General features: G+C 68.0%; 13 protein-coding genes. 7 read left to right on the top strand and 6 right to left on the bottom strand.

Annotation, left to right across the window (positions count from 1 at the left end):
• Positions 1-277 precede the first annotated feature (277 nt).
• From AC07O4_RS23725 to AC07O4_RS23745, 5 genes are all read left to right on the top strand, one after another.
• Positions 278-1,480 carry an MFS transporter gene (locus tag AC07O4_RS23725; RefSeq protein WP_495305823.1) on the top strand — a complete coding sequence of 401 codons (1,203 nt, stop codon included), beginning with the start codon at positions 278-280 and terminating at the stop codon, positions 1,478-1,480.
• A gap of 57 nt (positions 1,481-1,537) precedes the next feature.
• A complete protein-coding gene (dkgB, locus tag AC07O4_RS23730) occupies positions 1,538-2,359 on the top strand; it encodes a 2,5-didehydrogluconate reductase DkgB (RefSeq protein WP_495305824.1) in 822 nt (273 codons plus the stop codon).
• Positions 2,360-2,581: 222 nt separating this feature from the next.
• Positions 2,582-3,520: a M35 family metalloendopeptidase gene (locus AC07O4_RS23735; RefSeq protein WP_495305825.1), complete on the top strand. Its 939-nt coding sequence runs from the start codon at positions 2,582-2,584 to the stop codon at positions 3,518-3,520.
• 8 nt (positions 3,521-3,528) lie between these two features.
• Complete coding sequence (locus AC07O4_RS23740; RefSeq protein WP_495305826.1) at positions 3,529-4,038, top strand: hypothetical protein; 510 nt, start codon at positions 3,529-3,531, stop codon at positions 4,036-4,038.
• A 98-nt stretch (positions 4,039-4,136) separates the two neighbouring features.
• Complete coding sequence (locus AC07O4_RS23745) at positions 4,137-4,562, top strand: PaaI family thioesterase (protein WP_070060148.1); 426 nt, start codon at positions 4,137-4,139, stop codon at positions 4,560-4,562.
• Positions 4,563-4,587: 25 nt separating this feature from the next.
• Here AC07O4_RS23745 and AC07O4_RS23750 read toward each other — a convergent pair whose 3' ends face one another.
• A complete protein-coding gene (locus AC07O4_RS23750) occupies positions 4,588-4,968 on the bottom strand; it encodes a hypothetical protein (RefSeq protein ID WP_095948154.1) in 381 nt (126 codons plus the stop codon).
• A 131-nt stretch (positions 4,969-5,099) separates the two neighbouring features.
• Between AC07O4_RS23750 and AC07O4_RS23755 the strand changes: the two genes are divergently transcribed.
• Entirely contained in the window at positions 5,100-5,960 is an 861-nt protein-coding gene (locus AC07O4_RS23755) for a DUF7822 domain-containing protein (RefSeq protein WP_495305827.1), read from the top strand.
• Between the two features lie 4 nt (positions 5,961-5,964).
• Here AC07O4_RS23755 and AC07O4_RS23760 read toward each other — a convergent pair whose 3' ends face one another.
• The 5 genes from AC07O4_RS23760 to AC07O4_RS23780 are packed head-to-tail and all read right to left on the bottom strand — an operon-like array spanning position 5,965 to position 10,733.
• Positions 5,965-6,459 carry a nucleoside deaminase gene (locus tag AC07O4_RS23760; RefSeq protein ID WP_139702979.1) on the bottom strand — a complete coding sequence of 165 codons (495 nt, stop codon included), beginning with the start codon at positions 6,457-6,459 and terminating at the stop codon, positions 5,965-5,967.
• A 20-nt stretch (positions 6,460-6,479) separates the two neighbouring features.
• A complete protein-coding gene (locus tag AC07O4_RS23765; RefSeq protein ID WP_495305828.1) occupies positions 6,480-7,796 on the bottom strand; it encodes a cyanate transporter in 1,317 nt (438 codons plus the stop codon).
• Entirely contained in the window at positions 7,793-8,995 is a 1,203-nt protein-coding gene (locus tag AC07O4_RS23770) for an amidohydrolase family protein (protein WP_495305829.1), read from the bottom strand. Before AC07O4_RS23770 ends, AC07O4_RS23765 begins: the two co-directional genes overlap by 4 nt.
• Positions 8,996-9,033: 38 nt before the next feature.
• Complete coding sequence (locus tag AC07O4_RS23775) at positions 9,034-10,509, bottom strand: sodium:solute symporter family protein (protein ID WP_095743585.1); 1,476 nt, start codon at positions 10,507-10,509, stop codon at positions 9,034-9,036.
• Positions 10,506-10,733: a DUF3311 domain-containing protein gene (locus tag AC07O4_RS23780; protein ID WP_495305830.1), complete on the bottom strand. Its 228-nt coding sequence runs from the start codon at positions 10,731-10,733 to the stop codon at positions 10,506-10,508. Before AC07O4_RS23780 ends, AC07O4_RS23775 begins: the two co-directional genes overlap by 4 nt.
• Positions 10,734-10,900: 167 nt before the next feature.
• On the opposite strand from AC07O4_RS23780, the gene AC07O4_RS23785 reads away from it, so the two are divergent.
• A complete protein-coding gene (locus AC07O4_RS23785; RefSeq protein ID WP_492741046.1) occupies positions 10,901-11,668 on the top strand; it encodes a GntR family transcriptional regulator in 768 nt (255 codons plus the stop codon).
• The last annotated feature ends 55 nt before the right edge of the window (positions 11,669-11,723 follow it).

The following is an 11,723-nucleotide window of genomic DNA, read 5'->3' on the forward strand; positions in this document are numbered from 1 at the left end:
AATTGTTCTTCACAGAAATTCGAATGCACACCAATATCGCGTCAATCTCATTATCAAATACATTGATATTTGAAATTCTCATAAATTGGTACGCGTAATTACCTCCGGCTTCCCATCTCGAATCATGGAGTCGCCCCGACCTCCTTAAAGGCCTCAGAGTTAGCACGCAAGAATCCACGAACTATTGCTCTGCAGGCAACTATCTTCTGCCCTAACCCCCATTTATCTGCAAAGGTAACCGCAAGACACTCCTCCTCATCCCACAAGGAGTGCTCTCATGCCAATCGCCTTACTCGCGCTGACCCTCAGCGCCTTCGCCATCGGAACGACCGAGTTCGTCATCGTTGGCCTCATTCCCACCATCGCGGCCGACCTCGGCATCGGCCTTCCCTCGGCGGGCCTGCTGGTCAGCCTCTATGCACTGGGCGTTGCCATTGGCGCGCCGGTGCTCACGGCCCTCACGGGCAAGCTGCCGCGCAAGGCGTTGCTGCTCGGGCTGATGGCGCTGTTCACGGTCGGCAACCTGCTGGCGTGGCAGGCGCCCAGCTATGAATCGCTGATTGCCGCCCGCGTGCTCACGGGGCTGGCGCACGGGGTGTTCTTCTCGATCGGCTCGACCATTGCCACCGGCCTGGTGCCGAAGGAAAAGGCGGCGAGCGCCATCGCGATCATGTTCACGGGGCTCACGGTGGCGCTGGTCACGGGCGTGCCGCTGGGCACGTTCATCGGGCAGCACTTCGGCTGGCGCGAGACTTTCCTGGCGGTGTCGGCGCTGGGCGTGATCGCCTTCATCGGCAGCTGGATCTTCGTGCCGGGCAACATCCGCCACACGCCGCCGGCCTCGCTGGCGCAACAAGCGAAGGTGCTGGCCGAGCCGCGCCTGCTGCTGGTGTATGCCAAGACGGCCATCGGCTACGGCGGCTCGTTCATTCCGTTCACGTTCCTGGCGCCGATCCTCACTGATGTGTCGGGCTTCGGCGCCGGCGCGGTAGGCTGGGTGATGCTGGTGTACGGCATCTCGGTGGCGGTGGGCAACATCTGGGGCGGCAAGCTGGCCGACCGCATGGGCCCGATTCCGGCGCTGAAGATCATCTTTGCGCTGCTGGCGGCCGTGCTGCTGGTCTTCAACTTCGCGGCGCCGCACAAGTGGCTGGCGCTGGTGGCGGTGCTGATGTGGGGCGCGGTGGCGTTCGGCAACGTGCCGGGGCTGCAGGTGTACGTGGTGAAGCAGGCCGAGCGCTTCACGCCGCAGGCGGTGGACGTGGCCTCGGGCCTGAACATCGCGGCCTTCAACCTGGGCATTGCAGGCGCGGCCTGGGCCGGCGGCTTGATCGTGACGCACCTCGGGCTGATGCACACGCCCTGGATCGGCGCACTCGTCGTGCTGGTCTCTCTGGCCCTCACGCAGTGGAGCGGCTCGCTCGACCGCCGTGCCGGCATTCCGGTGCGCGCCTCGGGGCCGGTGCCGGTCGGGCACTGAGCTTTCCTCTTCCCTTCTCTTCTTTTTCTTTCTTTGAACACAAGGAACACACACGCCATGACCACGAACAACCACACCCCCATTCCCGCCTTCGGCCTCGGCACCTTCCGCCTGCAGGGCCAGGTGGTGATCGACTCGGTGAAGAACGGCCTCGACCTGGGCTACCGCACGATCGACACAGCGCAGATCTACGGCAACGAAGCCGAGGTGGGCCAGGCCATTGCCGAAAGCGGTGTGGCCCGCAGCGAGCTCTTCATCACCACCAAGATCTGGACCGACCACTACGCGAAAGACAAGCTGGTGCCCAGCCTGAAAGACAGCCTCGCCAAGCTGCGCACAGACCATGTGGACCTGACGCTGATCCACTGGCCCTCGCCCGCCAACGCGGTGCCGGTGGCGGAGTTCATGGGCGCGCTGGCCGAGGCCAAGGCGCTGGGGCTCACGAAGCAGATCGGCGTGTCGAACTTCAACATCGCGCTGATGCAGGAAGCCATTGCCGCCGTGGGCGCATCGGCCATCGCCACGAACCAGATCGAGCTGCACCCCTACCTGCAGAACCGCAAGGTGGCGGCCTTCGCGCAGAGCCAGGGCATCCGCATCACCTCGTACATGACGCTGGCCTACGGCAAGGTGCTGAACGACCCGGTGATCGGCGCCATTGCCACGGCACACGGCGCCACGCCCGCGCAGGTGGTGCTGGCCTGGGCGATGCAGCTGGGCTACGCGATGATTCCGTCGTCGACGAAGCGCGCGAACCTCGAAAGCAACCTGAAGGCGCAGCAACTGACGCTGACCGAGGCCGAGATGGCGCAGATCGCCGCGCTCGACCGGGGCGAGCGACTGACCGATCCGCAAGGGCTGTCGCCGGCGTGGGATTGATCACCCCGGCCATTCCCGGCCGCTTTTGTGCGACCGCATTCGCGGGTCGCGCGTGCGCCGATGACGCGCTCCCAACCGGTTGACGATAGACAACAGTGTTAGCGCGCTCGCCCACATACAACGCCCCGTCATCAAACGGGAGCGTATCGAATGGAGCGAAAGATTCTTGTGGTTGGAGACCCACCAGTCCCTGGTGGTCGAATCCTTCCGTACAGCGGACCCATGTTCGACCTGCACGGGCATCGGGTCGCCCTGATCGGCGGCAGGGCCTATTGCGAGGGCTGCAACAGCGTCGGCATCATTGCCAAGGCCGGAGGGCCACGGCGCCCTCGATTCATCTCGGAGGCTGCGCTGGAGGGAGACGTGGTGGTCTGCCACTGTCCGGTGCCGCAGCCACTGGTTGCCACACTTCAGCACACGTCGACCTGCGACGACGGGGCCTGGCAGGCTGCTACGGCGCAGACGAATCTGATGGCATCGGCGATGACGGCAGTCACCGTGCCGTCAGCGGAGATGGCAGCCCTGAAGCAGGCGGTGGACGAAGGCGTCACGCATCCACCCGAAGCGGCGCAGACCGAAAGAATCTGCCCGAACATGACGAACAAGGAGTTCGCCGCCTTGGTGATGAAGCTGCGCGACATGGCGATCGACTACATCGCGAAAAAGCGGCTCCCTGAACTGGAGCGATGGGACAAGGGGGCCCAAGCCCGGGTGAGCGAATGGTTTGGCGTGGCCGATCAAGGCATCCGCGAACATCTGCAGAAAGGCCTGTCCGCATGCATCCGTGTGCTTCAAGGCATGGAAGCGAAAAACTTCATTCGATACACGGAAGACGGCAAGGTGGCGACCTGCGTTCTGCCCAGCGCGAACGGCGCCGCCGCGGCAGTCTGCAAGCCGGACACGGGCACCCACACTGTGGCGATTGCGCTTGTCTTCTGCAACTTCAGGTTCGACAACAAGACCAACTTCGACACAGGTGCCGTGCTGGACGGTGACTCGCGATTGCTCACGCTGATCCATGAGGTCACCCACTTCGACGACACCTTTGGCTCGGACGACACCTGGTACGGAACCTCGAATTCCAGAGAGCATGCGAAGGAATTCAAGTCCCGGCTGAATGCAGACAGCCTTGCGGCCTATATTCTTGGCGTTACCCGCTAAGGCACACCGTGATCAGGCATCTGAAATCTCTGAGGGGCGTGGCTCTCGCTCTGGCAACACTCGGGCCGACCGCCGTGCTCGCATGCAGTCCCATCAAGGTCTTCTACGTGTACTTCGACCGAGACTCCGCGGCCGTATCGGCCGATCAAGTGCTGCGGCTTGGCAGCTGGATGACAGAGCTTCGAACGCGCTATCCCAACCATGAGGCGATCTATGTCGGAGCCTCGGTCGAGCCCGAGGAGCGTGACCATCGCCCTCACGGGCTGGGTTTGGAACGAGGTCGCAACGTGGCCCGCGTGCTTCGGGAGAACCTGCAATTCACCGCCAGGATCGATCTTCCGAAAACCAGCCACGTTGTCGGCCGTGAGCCGTCTGCGAACAAGTCGGTAGAGAACCAGCGGGCCCTCGGCGTTCAGCTCGACTTCTTGCCGGCCTGTCCGCATGAATGCACCTGCCAGATGGGTGACCCGCTCTACAAGGCACCGGCTCCGCGGCACTCGACCGGGGCGAGCGGCTGAGGTCCGAAAACAGAAATGACGCCGCGCGGCAGAATGCAGTGCCCCCTCGGGGCGCCTCCACCGACGCCCTTTTCTTCTGCTTCTTTTCCCTGCCAGCCATGACCGACCTCCACACCCGCATCTCCGACAGCTTCAACGCACAGGGCCTGATGGCCACGCTCGGCGCGCGGCTGGTGCATGTGGGCGACGGCGAGGTGCACATCGAGATGCCGTTTTCAAAAGCGCTGTCGCAGCAGCGCGGCTATGTGCATGCGGGCGCGGTGACGAGCATCGTCGACAGCGCCTGCGGCTACGCGGGCCTCACGAAGGCGCCGCAGGGCTGCGACGTGGTGACGGCGGAGTTCAAGATCAACTTCATGCGGCCCGCGCTGGGCGAGCGCTTCCTGGCGGTGGGCCGCGTGCAAAGCTCGGGCAAGCTGCTCGCGGTGTGCACGGGCGAAGTGCGTGCCTTCGCGAAGGCGGGCGACACCGACTACAAGGTGGTGGCGATGATGCAGGCGACCATCGTGAACGTGCCGCAGTGAACGAACGACACGCCGCTTCGCGCGGCTAGCAGCGCGGCGTGGTGACTTCGCTCTGGTCTTGTTGCTGCTGCTTCTGCTGCTCGGCGATCACCGCGCGGCACAGGGCCTGCAGTTCGGCCGCGACGATGTCGGGCGCCTTGCGCAGCTCGGCAATGTCGCGCTCGCCGACGCAGTGGCCTTCGAGGCGCACGTAGATGCGACTGAAGTTGCCGCCGAGCGCGCGTGCAATGTCGCGCAGGCAATCGGCCACACTGGCAAAGCCGGTGTGGCTGTACGAGCTGGGCGGGATCACGCCCTTGGAGCGCGGCGCGCGCACGGAATACAGGTACGACGCGCCTTCAGACCGCAGCTCCACCACGGGCTGCAGACCGCGCTGAACGTCGTTGCTTCCTTGCTTTCCTTGCATGGGGCGGAGTGTAAATCTGGCGAAGGCAGAATCTACCGACCAGGCCGAAGGCCGCTTCGCGAGGGGTGGCACTTCTTCATTCTTGTCACGGCGACGCGCTCGCATTGCAGCCGCCATTCACACTTTGATTCATGGCCAATCGCTCTTACCTCTACAGCCTCACCAACCGGCCCGCGGCGTACACGGACCGGCCCGAAACCATCTCGGGCATCTCCGAATGGAACTACGACATTCCGTTCATGTACCGACTGCTGATGTCGGGCGATCCGCAACTGTGCGCGTCGCTGATCTCCGACGGACTCGACAGCGACGAGGGGGATGAGAAGGTCCGGCTGTACGCGATCAGCGGCCGCTTCGAGCCGGGCTTTGCGCGGGTGAAGCGGCTCATCGACATCATGCGGTACCTGGCGGCGCAGGCGCCGGAGCCTCCGCCCGCGCCCGCAGCGGCGCCCGTCGTGGCCGCGCCGAAGGCCACGTCGTTCGTCGACCGGCTCAAGGGCTGGTTCTCGCCGCCCGCCGCACCGAAGGCACCGCCTGCAGCTGCCGCGCCCGCAGCGGCCACACCCGCGACGGGCTCGACGCAGCTGCCGGGCTGGCTGGACGAGACCCTGGCTTTTCTCGAAGCCCACCGCAACGAGCACCTGCTGCTGGAGACGGTCGAGCTCGACACCATGACCGAATCGGAAGAGGCCCCGCTGCGGGCCTGTGTCGAGAAGGAGCTTGCCCGCTGCCAGCAGGCCGGCGCCGCGCTCGATGCGCTGCCGCAAGACATCGCGGCGGCGGCGCAGGTGCTGCGCGAAGCCGGTGCGAAAAAGCAGGCGGCCCCGCTCGATGCGTTCTTCGGGCTGCGCTTCGACGACGACTGCGACAGCACACGCAGCCGCGCCACGGAATATCCGCTGGGGCTGCAGTGGTACGACGTGCTGTACTTCGGCCTGCTCAACCGCGCCGAGTTCGAAGCCGCAACGCGCGGCGACGCTGCTGCCGCGTAGCGTGTCAGTTGCCGCGTCGCGGCTCGGCCCACGCCGAGAGGATGCGCACGGCCTCGGCGTCCATCTTCTGCTCGGCCGGCTGCGCACGCGCGGCCAGCGGCGCGCCGGCTTCGGTGCGCAGCACGTCGACGTCGATCGGGTGGCGAGCCGCCACGGTCACGCCCTTGAATGCGTCGCCCGACTGCGCGAGCGTGGCCGCGTAGTACAGCTGGCCGATGCCCGCGATGTGCATGGCCGCCACGCACATGGCGCAGGGCTCGCACGAGGTGTAGAGCTCGCAGCCCGACAGGTCGACGGTGCCCAGCCGGCGGCAGGCATCGCGAATGGCCTCGACCTCGCCGTGCGAGGTGGGGTCGTGGTGCGCGACGGAGTGGTTGAAGCCCTCGCCCACCACCTCGCCGTTCTTGACGACGACGGCGCCGAAGGGCTCGGTGCCGGGTTCCTGGAGCGCCCGGGCCGAGAGGGCCAGGGCGCGCTGCATGAAGTGTTCGTTGTACATGGGTCGGATCTCCTTGGGTCTCAGGCCTTGCGGGCCTGCTCGATGGGGGACGGCGCGGATGCAGTCTGCGCGCCGAACAGGCCGGCGGTGGCACTCGCGTAGCGGCGCGGATCGAAGCGCAGCACGGCGGGCAGCAGCAGCACGGTGACGGCGGCCAGGTAGGCCCAGGCCATGGTGAAGCCGCCGGTCTGCTCGCGCACCCAGCCGGTGACGAAGGGCGCGAGCGCCGCGATCATGAAGCCCACGCCCTGCATGAAGCCCGCGAGCGCACCGGCCTGCGCGGGGTCGGTCCGGTGGTCGAGCGCCAGCACCATGCACAGCGAGAACGCACCGCCCAGGCCCGCGCCGAGCACGACGGCGATGACGGCCGCCGGCACGGGCAGCGCAAGCCCGAGCGCCGCAAAGCCCGCGAGCTGCGCCAGCAGCGCGCCGACCAACCAGCGCCGCAGGTCGCGCTGGCCGCCGCGCCGCGCGAGCGCCGGCAGCGTGAGCGCGCCGACGACCTGCGCCAGCGTCATGAGCGCGAGCACGGCGCCGCCCTGCTGCGCCGTCCAGCCGCGCTCGGCGTGGAAGTAATGCGGCAGCCACGCGACGAGGCTGGTGTAGCCGCCGTTGATGAGGCCGAAGCACAGCGCCAGCAGCCACGCGCGGCGGTGGCCGAAGCAGCGCAGCCAGGCGCGGTCCAGCGACGGGTCGGTGGCGCCTCGCGCAGATGACGGCGCGGACGGCAGCTGGCGCGCACCGCGCAGCCACGCCGCCAGCGCCACCACCGCGAGCACCGCCCACATCGCGAGGCCGGCGTGCCAGTCGAGTTGCACATCGCCGCCCACGGCGCGCGCGAGCCACGGGCTGGCCATGGCACCGAGCCCACCGCCGCCCATGATGGCGGCCGAGTAGAGCCCGGTCATGAGGCCCAGCCGCGCGGGGTAGGCCTGCTTGACCACGCCGGGCATGAGCGCCTGCACCAGCCCCACGCCCGCGCCCGCGAGCGCGGCGCTCCACAGCAGCGCCGCGGCGCCGCCCGCCACGTAGCGGCCGGCGCAGGCCAGCGCGATGGCGCCGAGCCCGAGCGCGATGCCACCGCGCGCGCCGAGGCGCTGGCCCACGGCCGCGCCCGACAGCGACACGGCGCCCATCGCGAACATCGGCAGCACGGTGAGCAGCGCGACGGCGTGAAAGCCGATGCCGGTGGCGGCGCGGATCGGTTCGAGCAAGGGGCTGCTCGACGTGAGAAAGGCGCGCAGGTTGAGCGCCACCAGCACCACCACGCAGGCGAAGAAGACCGGGCCCGCGCCGGTGCGCGGGTTGTCGGAGGCGGGGAGTGTGGCGCGGCTCACGCGGGCACGGCGCCGGGCACGAGCGTGCCGTGGCGCGCGACCACGCGGCCGCCCGACACCACGAGCTTGCGCACGGGGCGGCCCACCACGGCCTGCGCGGGTGTTTGCGCGTCGACCAGCACGAGGTCGGCGCGGCAACCCACGTCGAGCCCGTAGGCCGCGAAGCCGCAGCCGCGCGCGCCGGAATGGGTGACGGTGTCGAGTGCCACTTCGAGCTCGTCGTCGCGGCGCAGGTTGTAGCGCAGGCCGATGAGCATGGCGCGCTCGAGCATGTCGGGGTTGCCGTAGGGCGACCAGGTGTCGCGGATGCCGTCGTTGCCGCCGAGCACGGTGACGCCGGCCGCGCGGCACGCCATGAGCGGCGGCACGTTGCGCGAGGCCGGCGCGCTGGTGATGAGCACCACGCCGAGCTTCGCCATGCGCGCGAGCAGCACGTCGCGCTCGCGTTCGCTCACGTCGCCCAGGCAGAAGCCGTGGCTGATCGCGACCTGGCCCTGCATGCCGAGCGCCTCGGCGCGCTGCAGGATCAGCTCGAGCGAGAAGGCGCCCATGGCGCCGGGCTCGTGCAGATGGATGTCGACGGGGCGCTGGTGCTTGTGGGCGATGCCGAACAGCACGTCGAGCGACTTCACGGGGTCGCCGTCGATGGCGCAGGGGTCGAGGCCGCCGAGCACGTCGGCGCCCAGGGCCAGCGACTGGTCGAGCAGCTCGGCGGTGCCGGCGCGCCCGAGCAGCCCAGACTGCGGAAACGCGACGACCTGGATCTGCTGCACCTCGCGCAGCGTCTCGCGCGTGCGCAGCGTGCCTTCGAGGTGGCGCAGGCCGGCCTGGGTGTCGACGTCGACGTGCGTGCGCAGGCGCGTGGTGCCGAGCGCGAGAAAAGCCTTGGCCAGCACCAGCGACTGCGCGGCGGCGTCGTGCCCGCTGGCGTGGCGGAAGGCGCGCTCGTTCTCGATCTTGTCGGTGAGATTGGTGCCGACCTCGTTGCGGTACCAGTCCATGCCCCACATGGTCTTGTCGAGGTGGGTGTGGCCTTCGACGAGGCCGGGCAGCAGCAAGGCGCCCTCGCCGTCTTCGACGGTGGCGCCGGCCGGCGCGGCCAGCGCCGCGCCGATCTCGGCAATGCGGCCGTCGTGCACGCGCACATCGACAGGAGACGCACCCAGGGGGCGCACGTTGCGGATCAGTAGCTGGGTCATTCGGTTTCGTTCGTGGGTCAGAGGCAAGAGAAGACCGGTCAGGCGGGTTGCGCCGCCACGGTGCGCGGCAGCACGCGCGGCGTGACGAGTGCCACCGCCACGAAGACCAGCGCGTTGACCGCCAGCGCCACCAGCCCGGTGTTGAGCGACTTGAAGACCACGGGCGCCGCCGGGAACAGCGTGCCGAGGTTCGCGCCGGTGGTCATCGTGAAGGCCAGCACCGCACCGCCCGCGAGGATGCCCGCAAAGGCGGCGTGCTTGCTGCCGAAGGGTTTCTTCAGCAGGCTGAACAGCAACGAGGGCAGCAGCTGCGTGAGCAGGCTCGACGCGAAGATGGCCACGGCCACGATGGTGGTGCCGCCGCGCAGTACGAAGTACACGGCCACCAGCGCGAACAGGGGCAGCACGCCGCGCGCCACGCGCGAGACCTGCTTGTCGGTGGCGTGCGGCGCGAAGCCTTCCTTGTAGACGTTCTTGCCGATCACGGTGGAAGCGGTGAGCAAGATCATCGAGCCCGGCACCAGCGCGGTGAGCACGCCCGTGCCGCCGATGACGCCGACGAACCACGGGTCGAAGGTGTGCTTCACGAGGCCGAACAGGGCCAGGTCGACCTCGGAGCCCTTGAGCCCCGGCACCTGCAGGATGGCCGCGAAGCCCACCAGGAACAGGAAGGCGATGACCACCTGGTACAGCGGCATCAGGATGGTGTTGCGGCGCACCGCGCTCGCGCTGCGGGCGGCGTACACCGAGGTGAGGTTGAACGGGTACAGGTAGTAGCCCAGCGCCGTGAGCAGGATGGTCGAGTTGTACCAGGTGAGGTTCAGTCCCTCTTTCGGAAACTCGAAGAAGCTGGGGTTGGCCGCGTGGATGGCGCTGAACATCGGCGTGACGCCGCCGTAGTAGTGCCACGGCAGGTACACGCCCAGGAACACGGCGAGCACGAGGATCAGGATGTCCTTCACGATGGCGATGCTGGCCGAGCCGTGGATGCCCGAGAACAGGATGTAGCTCACCATGACCAGCGTGCCGATCCAGATCGCCACCTGCGGCGCGATGGAGCCGTACGAGGCCTCCGACACGATGATGCCCAGCCCGCGCAGCTGGATGGTGAGCAGCGCCACCATGCCCATGAGCGCGACCACCGACACCAGCACGCCGAGCGGGCGGCTGTCGTACTTGTGGGCGAAGAAGTCGGAGAACGACACCAGCTTGTGCGCGGTGGCGTAGCGCCAGATGGCCGGCAGCATCCAGAAGGCCATGAGGTAGGCCAGGCCGCCGTATGCCAGGATGTAGAAGGCCGGCGAGCCCTTGCTGTACGACCAGCCGCTGGCGCCCAGGAAGGTGAAGGTCGAGAACGACTCGCCCGCCATGAGCAGGAACACCATGATCGTGCCCAGCCCGCGCCCGCCCAGCGCCCATTGCTCCAGGCTCATGGTGCGCCCGCGCCGCGCGAGCACGGCCAGGCCCAGGGCGCCGGCCACGAACAGCGCGATCACGCCGAGTGCGGCGTTCATCGCGCGTCTCCTGCGGCCCGGGCGGCCTGCGCATCTTGCGCGTCGAGGTCGCCCTCGGCGCGGTCGATGACCACCATGACCAGCGAGGTCAGCACCAGCCAGCTCACGTTCCAGACCATCAGGAAGGGCATGCCGAGCACGAAGGTGGGCGCGACGGACGACAGCCATCCCCCGCCGAAGAAGGCGGCGACCGGCAGCAGGGCCAGCCATTTGGCGAGTTTCATGGGATGTCTCTGTGTGTTCGGGTGGTTGGAAATTCGATCTTATTTTGGTTAACCATTTTAAATATTTTGGTTAACCAAACGGCGCGAATGGTACGGAGACGGGCGGGCCGCGTCAATCCGGGGGCTTTCCCGGAGGTGGCGGGGTGCAGGCAATAATCCGCAGGCCCATGCCTGCCGCCACCCGCCGATCCGCCGCGCCCGCCCCTTCGACCGAACCCATCGAGTCCGCTGACGACACGAACGTGGACGAGCGCGTCTACGCCGCCGTGTCCAAGGCGCTGCTCAGCGGCAAGCTGCGCCCCGGCACGCCGCTGCGCGAGCGCGCGCTGGCCGAGGCGCTGGGCTGCACGCGCGGCGCGGTGCGCAAGGTGCTGGCGCGGCTGGGCTCCGAGAAGCGGCTGGTGCTGGAGCACAACCGCGGCGCTTTCGTGCCCAACCCGTCGATCGACGACATGCGCGGCATCTACCGCGCGCGCCGCATCGTGGAGGCCGGGCTGGTCGCCACGCTGTTCGGCCGGCTGGCGCGCGAGCAGGTGGCCGCGCTGCGCAAGCACGTGCAGGCGGAGCAGAAGGCGTTCAAGGAAGGCCGGCGCGAGGACGCGATCCGCCTGGCCGGCGACTTCCATCTGCTGCTGGCGCAGATGGCGGGCAGCGACGAGCTGCTGTCGTACATCCGGCGGCTGATTGCGAACACCGAGCTGTACAAGGCGCTGTACGACTCGGCCGAGGCCGCGAGCTGCGCGCCGCGCGAGCACGAACAGATCATCGAAGCACTCATGGGCGACTCGCTCGACGCCGCGCTGGCCGTGGCGCTGGAGCACCTGGACGAGCTGGAGCAGCGCGTGATCGCAGGGGCGGCGGCGGAGCAGGAGGTCGACCTGGCGGCGCTGCTGAACGGCGCTGCGCCGGCGCGAAGCCACGGGCACGATCACTGAGGCTTCGCGCGCACGTTTCGCCCACGTTTCGTCCGTCAGCGAAGTGTCGAGGGGC

The organism is Variovorax sp. GW821-FHT09D04, from assembly GCF_059416405.1.

What these genes read in the sequence shown, in the direction of transcription:
- AC07O4_RS23775 (WP_095743585.1), bottom strand. Translation starts at nt 10,509, where the DNA reads ATGAACGCCGCACTCGGCGTGATCGCGCTGTTCGTGGCCGGCGCCCTG.
- AC07O4_RS23760 (WP_139702979.1), bottom strand. Translation starts at nt 6,459, where the DNA reads ATGTACAACGAACACTTCATGCAGCGCGCCCTGGCCCTCTCGGCCCGG.
- AC07O4_RS23785 (WP_492741046.1), top strand. Translation starts at nt 10,901, where the DNA reads ATGCCTGCCGCCACCCGCCGATCCGCCGCGCCCGCCCCTTCGACCGAA.
- AC07O4_RS23735 (WP_495305825.1), top strand. Translation starts at nt 2,582, where the DNA reads ATGTTCGACCTGCACGGGCATCGGGTCGCCCTGATCGGCGGCAGGGCC.
- AC07O4_RS23725 (WP_495305823.1), top strand. Translation starts at nt 278, where the DNA reads ATGCCAATCGCCTTACTCGCGCTGACCCTCAGCGCCTTCGCCATCGGA.
- dkgB (WP_495305824.1), top strand. Translation starts at nt 1,538, where the DNA reads ATGACCACGAACAACCACACCCCCATTCCCGCCTTCGGCCTCGGCACC.
- AC07O4_RS23750 (WP_095948154.1), bottom strand. Translation starts at nt 4,968, where the DNA reads ATGCAAGGAAAGCAAGGAAGCAACGACGTTCAGCGCGGTCTGCAGCCC.
- AC07O4_RS23745 (WP_070060148.1), top strand. Translation starts at nt 4,137, where the DNA reads ATGACCGACCTCCACACCCGCATCTCCGACAGCTTCAACGCACAGGGC.
- AC07O4_RS23770 (WP_495305829.1), bottom strand. Translation starts at nt 8,995, where the DNA reads ATGACCCAGCTACTGATCCGCAACGTGCGCCCCCTGGGTGCGTCTCCT.
- AC07O4_RS23780 (WP_495305830.1), bottom strand. Translation starts at nt 10,733, where the DNA reads ATGAAACTCGCCAAATGGCTGGCCCTGCTGCCGGTCGCCGCCTTCTTC.
- AC07O4_RS23755 (WP_495305827.1), top strand. Translation starts at nt 5,100, where the DNA reads ATGGCCAATCGCTCTTACCTCTACAGCCTCACCAACCGGCCCGCGGCG.